Source organism: Rhodoferax sp. GW821-FHT10B06, assembly GCF_059415605.1.
Genome location: NZ_JBWKNO010000016.1, coordinates 41,688 through 54,417, shown reverse-complemented (window position 1 = coordinate 54,417; position 12,730 = coordinate 41,688). Strand labels below are relative to the sequence as shown.

15 protein-coding genes are annotated in these 12,730 nt (G+C 58.8%); 12 read left to right on the top strand and 3 right to left on the bottom strand.

Features of this window, described 5'->3' with window-relative positions; all coding sequences use genetic code 11:
• Positions 1–89: 89 nt before the first annotated feature.
• From motA to AC07O2_RS20680, 9 genes are all read left to right on the top strand, one after another.
• The gene (motA, locus tag AC07O2_RS20720) at positions 90–950 is read left to right on the top strand and encodes a flagellar motor stator protein MotA (protein WP_495098488.1); all 861 of its coding nucleotides are present in this window, start codon (positions 90–92) and stop codon (positions 948–950) included.
• 17 nt (positions 951–967) lie between these two features.
• The gene (gene motB / locus AC07O2_RS20715; protein ID WP_495098489.1) at positions 968–1,930 is read left to right on the top strand and encodes a flagellar motor protein MotB; all 963 of its coding nucleotides are present in this window, start codon (positions 968–970) and stop codon (positions 1,928–1,930) included.
• A 60-nt stretch (positions 1,931–1,990) separates the two neighbouring features.
• The gene (cheY, locus tag AC07O2_RS20710; protein ID WP_495098490.1) at positions 1,991–2,389 is read left to right on the top strand and encodes a chemotaxis response regulator CheY; all 399 of its coding nucleotides are present in this window, start codon (positions 1,991–1,993) and stop codon (positions 2,387–2,389) included.
• The gene (locus AC07O2_RS20705) at positions 2,386–3,018 is read left to right on the top strand and encodes a protein phosphatase CheZ (RefSeq protein ID WP_495098491.1); all 633 of its coding nucleotides are present in this window, start codon (positions 2,386–2,388) and stop codon (positions 3,016–3,018) included. Before cheY ends, AC07O2_RS20705 begins: the two co-directional genes overlap by 4 nt.
• A 104-nt stretch (positions 3,019–3,122) precedes the next feature.
• On the top strand, positions 3,123–4,280 hold the full coding sequence (locus AC07O2_RS20700; protein ID WP_495098492.1) for an EscU/YscU/HrcU family type III secretion system export apparatus switch protein: 1,158 nt from the start codon (positions 3,123–3,125) through the stop codon (positions 4,278–4,280).
• Positions 4,277–6,358, top strand: a complete 2,082-nt coding sequence (flhA, locus tag AC07O2_RS20695; RefSeq protein ID WP_495098493.1) for a flagellar biosynthesis protein FlhA — start codon at positions 4,277–4,279, stop codon at positions 6,356–6,358. The genes AC07O2_RS20700 and flhA overlap by 4 nt, the downstream gene beginning before the upstream one ends.
• Positions 6,355–7,803, top strand: a complete 1,449-nt coding sequence (gene flhF / locus AC07O2_RS20690) for a flagellar biosynthesis GTPase FlhF (RefSeq protein WP_495234229.1) — start codon at positions 6,355–6,357, stop codon at positions 7,801–7,803. Before flhA ends, flhF begins: the two co-directional genes overlap by 4 nt.
• On the top strand, positions 7,796–8,596 hold the full coding sequence (locus tag AC07O2_RS20685) for a P-loop NTPase family protein (protein WP_495234228.1): 801 nt from the start codon (positions 7,796–7,798) through the stop codon (positions 8,594–8,596). The genes flhF and AC07O2_RS20685 overlap by 8 nt, the downstream gene beginning before the upstream one ends.
• Positions 8,596–9,312 carry an RNA polymerase sigma factor FliA gene (locus AC07O2_RS20680; RefSeq protein WP_495098496.1) on the top strand — a complete coding sequence of 239 codons (717 nt, stop codon included), beginning with the start codon at positions 8,596–8,598 and terminating at the stop codon, positions 9,310–9,312. The genes AC07O2_RS20685 and AC07O2_RS20680 overlap by 1 nt, the downstream gene beginning before the upstream one ends.
• 76 nt (positions 9,313–9,388) lie before the next feature.
• Here the strand turns inward: AC07O2_RS20680 and AC07O2_RS20675 are convergent, their stop codons facing one another.
• The 3 genes from AC07O2_RS20675 to flgA form a co-directional block, all read right to left on the bottom strand.
• The gene (locus AC07O2_RS20675; RefSeq protein WP_495234227.1) at positions 9,389–9,772 is read right to left on the bottom strand and encodes a hypothetical protein; all 384 of its coding nucleotides are present in this window, start codon (positions 9,770–9,772) and stop codon (positions 9,389–9,391) included.
• Between the two features lie 37 nt (positions 9,773–9,809).
• Positions 9,810–10,136 (bottom strand): flagellar biosynthesis anti-sigma factor FlgM, encoded by a 327-nt coding sequence (flgM, locus tag AC07O2_RS20670; protein ID WP_495098498.1) that lies wholly within the window; start codon positions 10,134–10,136, stop codon positions 9,810–9,812.
• A 108-nt stretch (positions 10,137–10,244) separates the two neighbouring features.
• Positions 10,245–10,982 (bottom strand): flagellar basal body P-ring formation chaperone FlgA, encoded by a 738-nt coding sequence (flgA, locus tag AC07O2_RS20665; protein ID WP_495234226.1) that lies wholly within the window; start codon positions 10,980–10,982, stop codon positions 10,245–10,247.
• Between the two features lie 222 nt (positions 10,983–11,204).
• On the opposite strand from flgA, the gene flgB reads away from it, so the two are divergent.
• Genes flgB through AC07O2_RS20650 form a run of 3 tightly spaced genes read left to right on the top strand, consistent with a single transcriptional unit; the run spans position 11,205 to position 12,728 of the window.
• Positions 11,205–11,618, top strand: coding sequence for a flagellar basal body rod protein FlgB (gene flgB / locus AC07O2_RS20660; protein WP_495098500.1), 414 nt, complete (start codon positions 11,205–11,207; stop codon positions 11,616–11,618).
• Between the two features lie 27 nt (positions 11,619–11,645).
• Positions 11,646–12,050, top strand: coding sequence for a flagellar basal body rod protein FlgC (flgC, locus tag AC07O2_RS20655; RefSeq protein ID WP_495098501.1), 405 nt, complete (start codon positions 11,646–11,648; stop codon positions 12,048–12,050).
• Positions 12,051–12,071: 21 nt separating this feature from the next.
• The gene (locus AC07O2_RS20650; RefSeq protein WP_495234225.1) at positions 12,072–12,728 is read left to right on the top strand and encodes a flagellar hook assembly protein FlgD; all 657 of its coding nucleotides are present in this window, start codon (positions 12,072–12,074) and stop codon (positions 12,726–12,728) included.
• Positions 12,729–12,730: the final 2 nt, after the last annotated feature.

The following is a 12,730-nucleotide window of genomic DNA, read 5'->3' as shown; positions in this document are numbered from 1 at the left end:
AAATCCGATACATTTACACACAGGGTCAAACCGCTGGCACCGGCACTATCGGCCCAGCCTATCGCCACAACGCTTGCCAACATCCAAACATGATTGTCCTCATCGGCTACGCCGTCTCCATGGGTTGCATTTTCGGCGTGTACGTCTTCCACGGTGGCAATATCAGCGTAATCCTGCATGCCCTGCCGTTTGAGTTGATCACCATTTTTGGTGGCGCACTGGGCGCCTTCGCAGTCAACAACCAACCCAAAGTGCTCAAGGCCACCATCGCCTTGCTGCCCCAGGCACTCAAAGGGTCCAAGTACACCAAGACCCGCTACATGGAGCTGCTGTCCCTGCTCTACGACATCCTGCAAAAAGCACGCAAGGAAGGGCTGATGGCCATTGAAGGCGACGTGGAATCCCCCCACGAGTCTGAGCTTTTCAAGAAATATCCGACGGTCGGCAGCGACCACCATGTCGTGGAGTTCATGACGGACTATCTGCGCATGATGGTGTCAGGCAATCTGAATGCCCATGAAATCGAGTCGCTGATGGACAGCGAAATCGATACCCACCACGCAGAAGCCCATGCCCCCGTCGCAGCCATTGCGCGCCTGGCCGGCGCACTGCCCGCCTTCGGGATCGTGGCCGCCGTGCTGGGGGTGGTGAACACCATGGGCTCAGTGGGCCAGCCACCGGCTGTGTTGGGTGGGATGATCGCGTCCGCCCTGGTCGGAACCTTTCTGGGGATTCTGCTGGCCTACGGGGTGGTAGAGCCCTTGGGTGGCCTGCTGGAGCAAAAATCCGAAGACAGCGCCAAAGAATTGCAGTGCATGAAAACCACGCTGCTGGCCAGTATGCAGGGCTACAACCCCGCCACAGCCATCGAATTTGGCCGCAAAGTGCTGTTCTCCCCTGACAGACCCAGCTTTTCCGAGCTGGAAAACCATGTGCGCGGCAAGAAATAACCTGAGCAAAGACCGACATGGCGACTGAGGGCAAAAAACTTCAACCGATCATCGTCAAGAAGATCAAAAAAGGCGGCCACGCTGTGCACGGCGGCGCCTGGAAGATTGCTTACGCCGACTTTGTAACCGCCATGATGGCGTTCTTCCTGCTGATGTGGCTGCTGGGCTCCACCACAGAGGGCGACAAAAAAGGGTTGTCCGACTACTTCACGTCCCCCCTCAAGGTGGCCATGCAGGGCGGTAGCGGCGCCGGTGCCAGCAACAGCCTTCTACCCGGCGGAGGTGCGGACTTAACCAAAACAGTCGGACAAGCTGCACGCGGCTCAGGCGACGACCCGAAGAAAAAGAAGATGGACGAAACAGCCGCCAAGGCCGAAGCCGCCAAACAGGACGCCAAACGCATGTCCACATTGCGCGCCAAGATCGACGCCCTGATTTCCAGCAACCCCAAACTATCCGAATACCGCTCACAGATTCGCCTGGAAAGCACACCTGACGGCCTACAGATCCAGATCGTGGACGAACAGAATCGCCCCATGTTCGACAGCGGCAGCGCCCTGGTCAAACCCTATATGCGAGAAATCCTTCGGGAAATTGGCTCCGCACTGAATGGCGTAGAAAACCGCATCAGCCTGGCCGGCCACACCGACAGCACCCCTTATGGCAACGGCGAACGCGGTTACAGCAACTGGGAGCTTTCCGCCGACCGCGCCAACGCATCCCGCCGCGAACTGGTGGCGGCTGGCATGCCCGACGAAAAAATGGCCCGCGTCGTAGGACTGGCTGCCAGCAGCCTTATCGATACAAAAAACCCGTTAGCCCCCATTAACCGCAGAATCAGTATTACGATCATGACCCGCGAGGCCGAAGAAAGACTGATGGGCAATGCGACAATAGACGCAGACGTAACAAGTGCAACGCCGAAGGTTACAGACATGACATCCACTCCAGAGCCCTCGCAAGGCGTGCAGAAACCATGAAAATGCCGAGAATTGCAACCATGCGACTTTTTTTAAAACCCCACCTAGAAAGGGTCACCCGTGGCAACTGACCTGCGTTTTCTTATTGTTGATGACTTCTCCACCATGCGCCGCATCGTGCGAAACCTGCTGAAGGAGAGCGGCTACGCTGACGCGGAAGAGGCTGAAGACGGCCTCGCCGCCCTGCAAAAACTGCGCAGCGGTATCCACTTCGATTTCGTGGTGAGCGATATCAACATGCCCAACATGAATGGCTTCGAGCTTCTGGCATCCATCAAAGGCGACGAGAAGCTCAAGCACCTTCCCGTCCTGATGGTGACCGCCGAAGCACGCAAGGAAGACATCGTGGCCGCAGCCCAAGGTGGCGCGGCGGGCTATATCGTAAAACCGTTCACCAAAGCCACCCTGGAGGAAAAGCTCACGCACATCCTCAAGAAGAATGGGTTGATCCCAGCATGACAGCGCACGAGCCCCCATCTACTGGCGGCGGAGCCATGCAGCCCGAAGTGCACCAGAAGATCGGTCAACTGACACGCCAATTGCACGATTCACTCAATGAGCTCGGCTACACGGACAAACTGAAGGACAGCGTCGAGGAACTGCCCGACGCCCAAAGTCGGCTGACCTATATCGCCCGCCTGACAGGTGAAGCGGCGGAAAAAGTACTGAGCCGGGTTGATCTGGCAAAGATTCAGCATGACTTCATCGCAGCCGAAACCAGCCGCATGGGCGCTCTGATTGTGAAAGACCCGGTTGCCGCAGTAGCCACTGGCGCGGTCTACAACTTTGTAGCCGACGTGGACAAGGCCAGCAAAGAAATCGATAGCCACCTGACCGAAATCATGATGGCCCAAGACTTTCATGATCTGACCGGCCAGGTGATCGCCCGGGTTGTCAATTTGACCGCAGTGATTGAAAAGCAGTTGATCGAATTGCTGATTCAAACCGCCCCCAGCCATGCGGCACCAGTCATCACACCCAAAGCACCCGAGAAACTGCAAGGCCCGGTGGTGGACCCCGAAGCACGCACCGACGTGGTGACAGACCAATCCCAGGTCGACGACCTGTTGGCCAGCCTGGGCTTCTAGCCAGCCAAACTGCCCGCGGGCAATTAAGCCACCTAAGGCCCGCTTATCGGGCTTTAGGTGGGAAACCGGATGCCGACAATGGGGTTTCGTAAAACCCCATTGCCATGGACTCATCCAGTCAAGACAAAAACCTACCGGCGACAGAGCGCAAGCTGCAGCAAGCGCGTAAGGACGGACAGGCGTCGCGCTCCAAGGATTTGTCGCACCTGGCCGTTCTGGGCACAGGTTCCGCCGCTGTTCTGGTGCTGGCCCCATCATTGCTGGAGCATTTGCAGCTCGCAATAGCCCAGCAACTGTCATTCAATGCCAGCACCCTGGCCAACAATGGCAGCATGGTGGACCGCTTGCAGGACATGGTCATGATAGGTATGGCCGCCAGCGCCGCATTTGCCGCCATCGTCATGGCTGCGGCCATAGGCAGCGCCATCGCCTCGGGTGGATGGATCGTCAGCCTGAAACCCCTGATGCCCGACTTCAATCGGCTCAATCCGATCTCCGGCCTGGGACGCCTATTCTCCAAAGAACAGGTCACCGACATTCTGAAGCTGCTGGTCATTACCGCCATTTTGATTGCGGTGAGCTGGACTTACCTGAAAGACAGCCTGGAATCCGTGGGTCAGCTGATGCTGCAACCCAGCAGGCTGTCCATACAACAGCTGGCCAGCTGGATTAGCTCAGGTATGAGCATGCTGCTGCTGGTCGTCTTCGCCGTAGCCGTAATCGACGTGCCGCTACAGACCTTCCTGATGAAGTCCCGGCTGAAGATGTCACACCAGGAAGTCAAACAAGAACACAAAGAGTCCGACGGCAACCCGCAGATGAAGGGCAAAATGCGCGCCCGCGCCCGGGAGATCGCCCAGCGCAGCAGCGTCAGTGCAGTCCCCAAGGCTGATTTCGTCGTGATGAACCCAACCCACTTTGCGGTTGCCCTGAAATACGACGAAAAGACCATGGCTGCACCGCAGGTCATCGCCAAGGGCGCGGACCTGGTGGCCATGAAGATACGGGACGTAGCCAATGCCCACGCCATTCCCGTGCTGCAGTCACCCATGCTGGCACGGGCTCTGTACGCGCATGCAGAAATAGACGGCGAAATTCCATCCACCCTATACACCGCAGTGGCCCAGGTACTGGCCTACGTGTACCGGGTGAAGGCCGCCATGCGTGGCGAAGGACAAATGCCGGACAGTTTCACCCAGCCCCATGTCCCCCCTGAGCTGGACCCGCTGAGCAAAACCATTCTGGCTGAGGCGACCACGTGAACCCGCAACTCCAGTCACTGCAGAAATGGTTCAACACCAATAAATCCCTGGTGCAAGGGGTTTCGGCCCCCATCATGGTGGTAACCATACTTGCCATGATGGTGCTGCCCATGCCCGCATGGCTGTTGGACACCTTCTTTACCATCAATATTGCCGTGGCGCTGATGGTGATGATGGTTGCAGCCTACATGACGCGGCCATTGGACTTTGCGGCATTCCCCTCGGTGCTGCTGCTTACCACCTTGATGCGGCTGTCGCTCAACGTGGCATCCACCAGGGTGGTACTGCTCGAAGGCCACACCGGCGCAGGCGCAGCCGGCGCGGTGATCGAGGCCTTTGGGCACTTTCTGATCGGTGGCAACTTTGCGGTGGGCTTGATCGTGTTCGCCATCCTGGTGGTGATCAACTTTGTCGTTGTGACCAAGGGCTCCGAGCGTATTGCGGAAGTGTCCGCTCGCTTTACCCTGGACGCCATGCCCGGCAAGCAAATGGCCGTTGACGCCGACCTGAACGCAGGCTTGATCAACGAAAAAGAAGCCAAGCGCCGCCGCGCCGAAGTGGGCGAAGAAGCCGACTTCTTCGGCTCCATGGACGGTGCCTCCAAGTTTGTGCGCGGCGATGCCATCGCCGGCATTTTGATCTTGCTGATCAACATCGTAGGCGGCTTCACCATCGGCGTGCTGCAGCACGGACTGACCGCCTCCAAGGCAGCCGATACCTACATCTTGCTGGCCGTTGGCGATGCGCTGGTGGCGCAAATCCCTGGCCTGCTGATCTCCATTGCCGCAGCCATGGTGGTGTCGCGGGTGGGCAAGGACGATGACATCGGCAAGCAGATCATTCAACAGCTATTCGACTCGCCACGCGTACTGGGCATTACCGCGGGCATTCTGGCGTTCATGGGCATCATTCCCAATATGCCGCACACCGTCTTCCTGTCGATGGCGGCCGTGCTGGGCTACATGGCCTGGGCCATTGCCCATCGACCCGTCCCGCAAGACTCGACCTTGATCGTCGGCCCGCCCCCCACGGACGGCGAAGCCACCTGGGACGACCTGCAGCCGGTAGACCTGCTGGGTCTGGAGCTGGGCTATCGGCTCATCACTTTGGTAGATAAAACCCGCCCCGGCGACCTGCTGACCCGCATCAAGGGGGTCAGACGCAAATTCGCCCAAGAAGTGGGCTTCTTGCCACCGCCCGTACACGTCCGCGACAACCTGGAGCTCAAACCCAGCGCCTACCGCATCACTCTGCGTGGCGTGGTGGTGGGAGAAGGGGAGGCCTTCCCCGGCATGCACCTGGCGATCAACCCAGGCGGCATCACTACGCCGCTGATAGGCACAGCCACCACCGATCCGGCCTTTGGACTGCCCGCCCACTGGATCGACGAACGGCAAAAGGAAGCCGCACAAATGGCAGGTTTTACCGTGGTTGATTCGGAAACCGTGATGGCCACACATTTGTCACACTTGATGCAAGTGCAGGCGGCCCGGTTGCTAAGCCGCACAGAGACGCAGCAGCTGGTCGAACATGTTAGCAAACTGGCTCCCAAATTGATCGAAGAGGTGGTTCCCAAAATGGTGTCTATCGCCACGTTCCAGAAAGTCTTGCAGCTACTGCTGGAAGAGTCTGTGCACATCCGCGATATACGCACCATAGTCGAATGCCTGGCCGAACATGCCGGCAATACACAAGACCCGGCGGACTTGGCCCGCCGCGTGCGCATTGCGTTGTCGCCAGCGATCGTGCAACAGATCTACGGCCCTACCCGCGAGCTCAATGTCATCGCCATCGAACCAGGCCTGGAGCGCATGCTGGTGCAAGCCCTGGGCAACGCAGCTGGCCCGGCGCTGGACCCCGGTGTTGCCGACTTGCTGACCCGTAACGTGGCAGACGTCGCCATGCAACAAGAAGAGCTGGGTGTTCCCGCCTGCCTGCTGGTCCCGGACCAGATTCGCAATGCCATCTCCCGATTGGTCCGCCGCGTCGCCCCCCGCCTGCAGGTGCTGGCACACAGCGAAATTCCCGAAACACACACCATCCGCATTGGCCCGATTCTTAAAGGTGCACTGACATGAACATCCAACGCTTTCACGCCGCAACATCCCGCGAAGCATTGGCGAAGGCCCGTGCAGTCTTTGGGGACGGCACACTGATACTGTCGAACCGCCCCACACCCAACGGCGTGGAAGTAGTGGCAACCGCCGAAGACGCCTTGTCTGGATTGGACAAAGTGGCTGAGTCTTTAGGTCGGCCCGCCCAAATCCTGCCAGCTGCGGCCAACTCTGCCGCAACACAGGCCATGGCGCAAATCCCGGTACAGGAAGACACAGAACAGCTGGCAATGAGCACACTGTCGTTCCAAGACTATGTGCGCGAGCGCATGCTGCGCCGCCGGCATGAAACCGTCAGCGGCCCCAATGACGAGGGCCTGCCTCCAAAATCAATCCACCGCACGCAAATGGAGCCGCCCAAGCCAACGGCAGCACCAGCACCGCGGGCCAACCACGCAGTCCCCCTGTCGACACCTGCGTTCAGCAAGTCGAAGGCAACCCAGGCATCCGCCGTCATCAACTCCAAAGGCATCGTGGACGAACTGCAGTCCATGAAAGACCTGATTGAAGAGCGCTTCAACACCATGGCCTGGCTGGGCAAGGCCAACAGCGATCCAATCCAGTCGAACCTGATGCTGAAGCTCATCCGGGCTGGCTACTCACCCACCCTGGCGCGAGCCGTCATTGAGCGCCTGCCCGAAGAAGCCACGGCCGCAGAAGCCGTTCGCTGGCTGATGGACGTACTGGAGCGCAATTTGCACACCGACGCAAGCGGCCAATCCATGGTGCAAGAAGGCGGCGTGTATGCACTGGTAGGCGCCACCGGTGTGGGCAAAACCACCACCGCAGCCAAGCTGGCCGCGCAATGCGTACGTATGTACGGCACCAACAGCGTTGGACTGATTACCCTCGACACCTACCGCATCGCCGCCCACGAGCAATTGCGGGCGTACGGACGCATGTTGGGAGTAGTCGCCCACCTGGCCCATGACCGCGCCGCACTGCAGGATCTGCTGGGCTTGCTGAGCAACAAAAAAATGGTGCTTATCGACACCACGGGATTGGCGCCCAGAGACCCGCGCAAGCGCGACATGCTGGACGTGCTGGACCTGCCTGGAGTCAACCGCTTGCTGGTAGTAAATGCCGGCGGCCATGGCGATACGCTGGACGAGGTGCTCACCTCCTTCAAGACGCGCGGCATACAGCAAGCCATTCTGTCCAAGGTAGACGAAGCCGCCAAACTGGGCCCCGCACTGGACGCCATCATCCGCCACCAATTGGTGTTGCGCGGAGTGTGCAACGGCCAGCGCGTGCCGGAAGACTGGGAAGCAGCCGATGCCAAAAAGCTGGTGCGGGCATCCATGCGCTCGTCAAGCAAATCGGCATTCGATCCCAAGGCACTGGACTTGAACTTCTTCTTCTCGCCCGGCCAGTCCGAACCCGACCGCAAGGAACGGGTACATGCTTGAATCCTGCGCTGATCAGGGCGAAAGCTTGCGGCGATGGACGCCCAAGGCCGCTTGGAGCGTGATCGCCATGGTCAGCCAGGGAGATACGTCCACCGAACTGCCGCTACTGTGGCAAGTTTGTGGCGCCTTGCAAGAGTTGCAATACCGCGTAACCGTGCTGGACGCCACCACCCAGGAATCAGAAGGCAACCCTGGTTTACAGAACCTGTTGGATAGCGCACACTGGCTGGAGGACGCACCGGCTCCCAGTTTGCCGCTGCACATCGTGCCAGCCCGGCTAGGGTTGAGTCGCCTGGCACAGCTTGCCAGCCAGGAACACCCCATGCCTTTGCAGCCATTGGGCCACTTGTTTAGAAACTGCGACGTCGTCGTACTGTATGGGGCGGCCCCCTTACTGACTGCGCTGCTGATAAATAGCGAGGTGCGCCCCCTGCTGGCAGTCACTTCGCTGCGAGAATCCGTGCTGGAAGCCTATAAAAATATCAAGAATCTGTTGCTGCAAGCGCGGCTGTTACCCATTATTGTGCCGGTCATCACCTCTCCTATTCAACGCGCCGAAAACCTGGCAAGAACCACGGGCCGGGTACTGCAGAAATGCGCCCAAATATACCTGGGCTGCAATACCGAATTCATGACGGTGCGCTCCTTCCAGCAACATAAACCCGTATGGGACGATGTGCATAGCCTCGTACTGCGTCTCATGGCCAATGCCGCCCCGGTCGTGCAAGGTTTGTCCATGGCACCGCACAACAAACCATGGGTTTCAGGCACCTCCGTCATGGGAGCCCACTGATGTATACCGCCAAAGGCCATATGGACCGCGAACACATGATTCGCCAGTATGTGCCCCTGGTTCGGCGGCTGGCGCACCACATGATCGCCAAGTTGCCACCGAATATCGAGCTCGACGACCTGATACAGGTCGGCATGATCGGCCTGTCTGAAGCCCTGACCCGCTACGAAGTCGCCCAGGGCGTGCAGTTTGAGACCTTCGCCACGCAACGCATACGCGGAGCCATGATTGATGAACTGCGCGACAGCGACTGGATGTCGCGTGGATCGCGCAAAAGCCAGAAGGACATAGAACGGGCCGTTCAAAAGCTAGAGCAAAGGCTGGGGCGCGGCCCCATGGAATCCGAAATTGCGGCCGAGCTCGAACTCTCACTGCCCGAATACCAAAGCCTGCTGGGCAAGGTACGCGGCACCCAACTGGTCTATTTGGAGGACATGACAGGCGGGGGTGATGACGAAGCCAGCTTCCTGGACCGCCATGTAGCCGATGAAACAGCAGACCCGCTGCACTTGTTGCGTGATCACCGACTGCGCGAATCGCTGGTGGAAGCCATCAAGACCCTACCCGAACGCGAGCAATACATCATGAGCATGTATTACGAAAGCGATCTGAATTTGAAGGAAATCGCAGCAGTGCTGGAGATCACGGAGTCTCGCGTCTGCCAACTGCATAGCCAGTCAATTGCCCGCCTACGGGCCAAAATGCGCAGCCACTAACGCTGACTTGACTATCTAGGCCCATTAAAAAAGCCGCTCCGGATGGGGCGGCTTTTTTAATGGACGCAAGAAGCACTCAGGTTGCCATGGCCGCATATATACGGGCCGCACCACCTCGGTAAGTTGATGCCTTTGCGCCGTTGCCATAGGTCTGCGCTTGTGCTGCCTGGGGTAACACCGCAGCCAAAGCTCGGTCCACCACCACGGCCCGGCGCAATAAATTAGAGCGCTGCTGGGACAACGTGAGCGAAACCCGCGCCAACCGCTGACGCAGCACCTGATCCAGACGGGCTGAAGCTGCAGGGCCTTGCAACAAACCTGACAGCCCCACCACCGCCTGCCTCAATGCAGAACTGGTGGACTCCAAAACCAGAGGCTCGCCAGACAGCAAGGCAGCCGAAACATCTTCCAGCAATTGTTCAACCTGGGACAAACTGTTTTCCAGACGGGATGCAAACATGGTTATTGCCCCAGACGACAAGACAGCGAATAAGCGCTTACTTGGAGGTGACGCTCAGCATTTCCTGGGCATTGGAGAGCAATTTGTCTGCAATCGCCTCCGGATCGACCTTGAAAGTCCCGTTTTTGATGGCAGCCCGCAATTCGGCCACCTTCTTGCTGTCGAAGTCGGAACTCACACCGCGGTCGGCTGTTTCCAGGGTGCGAGCCAAGGTGGAAACGGACACGGATGCGCCTGTCGAGGGCGCCGTCTGGGCGCTCTGCTGCGCAATGCTGGCGGGCGCAGCGCTTTTGTCCTGCTCGGCCTTTTTGAGGCTGGCAGAACCAACCGCTCCCGGTAGCTCTTGTCCTGTTCCAATTTTCATCACACTCTCCAACCGCCTCAAACGTGAAGCATCGTAGCAATGGTTTCGGCAGAATCCGCATTATCTTTAGCCCTAAAAACAGTAGTCGGCGTAAAAAAGCTGATCTTGTTACATTTCAATCCGAACGGTACGGGCGTCCAGCACCATTCCAGACATCACCCGCCCACTATCCATCCGCACGCGGGCCACCTGACCCACCACACCGGCTGTCATGGCCTGGCCATCCGAAGTCACCTGAAAGCCCGCGCCTTGGGCCAAAACCCGGATTTGTGTACCTGCCTGGAACACCTGGGCCGGCTTCAGCATGGATTGGCGTATTACCTGCCCTGCGCCCCAGGAGCGCGTTGCGATCTGACCCACCCACTGTTCAGGCAGGGCAGCAACCGGCGAAACATCGTCCGCCCAGTCCACCTCTGCAGCCATGGCGTCGGCCATCGTCAGCACGGCGCCCGCATTGACATTCGATTTTGCGATCCAGGCCGGGCCGAAAGCCTTCACAGTCACCGGCAAAAAAACATTCCAGCGGGTCACCCCGTCCAGACAGCGCAAGCCTATGCGGCTTTTACCCCATAGACGGGTACCGGCTGGGAGGTAAGGCTCCACCTTGGCGCACGGAGCCAAACGCAAGCGCGTATCCAGCGCCCCCACGACCACTTCCATGCGCAACGACGTACCGCTCCCGGACACATCGCTTGGCACCTGGGCCACGGCAGACTCGGCCCAGCGCTGCCCCACGCTCAGCACCTCCGACTCCACCTGGGCGTAGGCCCCTGCAGACCACAACAAGGCCGCCACAGCGGCGCCAACGCCACGGCGCACACCCACCAGAGAAGAAAGAAACTGCATAACACCTCCATGCCCCGACTGGCTTCACGCGGAACACCACGCCGATTCGGTCCGCAACTTGCGGAACTATAGGCAAACACACCCAAAGACAAAGCCGGGAACTGGCCAGAAATCACCCGCTTCTTCCAGGGCTCAAAAGACTCAAGTTTTCTCATAATTTGTCCAACGCGAGAGCCGGGATGGCACCGGATCTCTCGCTTTAGCGAAAACGCGAGGTGTCGCATGTTGGACAAAATGGTGGGTGGGCTTGATTTCCAGAGCAAGGCATTGGTGCTGCGCGCTGAGCGCCAGCGTGCCATCGCCAGCAATATCGCCAACGTAGATACCCCTGGCTATGTGGCGCGCGACTTCAAGTTCAAAGACGCCATGGAGGCAGCCACATCCAGCTCCAGCCTGGTTACTGGCAACAAGACCAACGCCAGGCATATGGACATGCCGGAGTTGAGCGACAGCACCATTGGAGGCGGCCAGAAACTGGGCTATAGCGTGCAAAGCCAACCCAATCTGGACAACAACACGGTGGACTTGGACCGCGAACGGGCCAACTTTGTGGACAACTCGGTCCGCTACGAAGCCACGCTGCGCTTTATCAACGGGCAGGCCAAAACCATGCTCAGCGCCATTACGGGGCAATAAGCCCAGGCCGATCCCAAGGAGTGACGCATGTCCATGTTTTCCATATTCAATGTCTCTGGCAGCGCCATCAGCGCCCAGTCGCAGCGCCTTAACGTGGTGGCCAGCAATCTGGCCAACGTTGATGCGGTGGCCGGGCCAGACCAACAGCCCTACAAGGCACGCCAGGTGGTATTCCAAACCACACTGATGGGCGCAGAAAGCGCTGCTGGCGTCAAGGTAAAAGAGATCACGGAAAGCCAGCAACCCGGCCGCAAGGTGTTGGACCCGACCAGCCCCATGGCCGATGCCGACGGCTATGTCACCCACTCCAACGTGAACGCCGTGGACGAAATGGTGAACATGATTTCCGCTTCGCGCTCGTACCAGAACAACGTTGAAGTCATGAACACGGCCAAAACCCTGCTGCTCAAAACGCTGCAGATGGGTCAATAATTTTTTACAGGGAATCCAGCCATGGCCGTCGATTACTCCGCCATCAACTCTGTCAGCAGCTCAATTGCGAACACCTCGTCCAGCAGCAACTCGACGACGGCAGCCGCCTCCGAAGACCGGTTCCTGAAATTACTGGTCGCCCAGCTGAACAACCAGGACCCCATGAACCCCATGGACAACGCGCAGATGACCAGTCAACTGGCGCAGATCAACACCGTGTCGGGCATACAGACTCTGAACGACACCATGAAAAGCATGGCCACGCAAATCGCGGCACTGCAATCCCTGCAGGGCAGTTCCACCATTGGCCATGACGTGCTCACCGAAGGCTCCAAACTGGACATCGTGGATGGGGTTGGCAAAGGCTCGTTCGATCTGAGCTCCAACGCCGATGCGGTAAAGGTGGAAGTCAGCACCGCTGGAGGAACCGTGCTGGGTACTGTCAACCTGGGCGCCCAGGAAAAGGGCCGCCAAGCCTTCACCTGGGATGCCTCGTCCTACACCGGCTCCGGCGATCTGAGCTTCAAAGTCACAGCCACCAATGGCGGGACTGCCGTTACCACGACCTCCCTGCAACGCAACAAGGTGGTGGCCGTCAGCAATGACAACAACGTTCTGAATCTGCAATTGCAGAACGGATCGTCGGTGGCCTACGCCGACGTCAAAGCCATTCTGTAAAT

Coding starts and splice junctions, on each gene's coding strand:
- flgA (WP_495234226.1), bottom strand. CDS start 10,982: ATGCAGTTTCTTTCTTCTCTGGTGGGTGTGCGCCGTGGCGTTGGCGCC.
- flgC (WP_495098501.1), top strand. CDS start 11,646: ATGTCCATGTTTTCCATATTCAATGTCTCTGGCAGCGCCATCAGCGCC.
- AC07O2_RS20705 (WP_495098491.1), top strand. CDS start 2,386: ATGACAGCGCACGAGCCCCCATCTACTGGCGGCGGAGCCATGCAGCCC.
- AC07O2_RS20700 (WP_495098492.1), top strand. CDS start 3,123: ATGGACTCATCCAGTCAAGACAAAAACCTACCGGCGACAGAGCGCAAG.
- AC07O2_RS20680 (WP_495098496.1), top strand. CDS start 8,596: ATGTATACCGCCAAAGGCCATATGGACCGCGAACACATGATTCGCCAG.
- flgB (WP_495098500.1), top strand. CDS start 11,205: ATGTTGGACAAAATGGTGGGTGGGCTTGATTTCCAGAGCAAGGCATTG.
- motB (WP_495098489.1), top strand. CDS start 968: ATGGCGACTGAGGGCAAAAAACTTCAACCGATCATCGTCAAGAAGATC.
- flhF (WP_495234229.1), top strand. CDS start 6,355: ATGAACATCCAACGCTTTCACGCCGCAACATCCCGCGAAGCATTGGCG.
- AC07O2_RS20650 (WP_495234225.1), top strand. CDS start 12,072: ATGGCCGTCGATTACTCCGCCATCAACTCTGTCAGCAGCTCAATTGCG.
- flgM (WP_495098498.1), bottom strand. CDS start 10,136: ATGAAAATTGGAACAGGACAAGAGCTACCGGGAGCGGTTGGTTCTGCC.
- AC07O2_RS20675 (WP_495234227.1), bottom strand. CDS start 9,772: ATGTTTGCATCCCGTCTGGAAAACAGTTTGTCCCAGGTTGAACAATTG.
- AC07O2_RS20685 (WP_495234228.1), top strand. CDS start 7,796: ATGCTTGAATCCTGCGCTGATCAGGGCGAAAGCTTGCGGCGATGGACG.
- motA (WP_495098488.1), top strand. CDS start 90: ATGATTGTCCTCATCGGCTACGCCGTCTCCATGGGTTGCATTTTCGGC.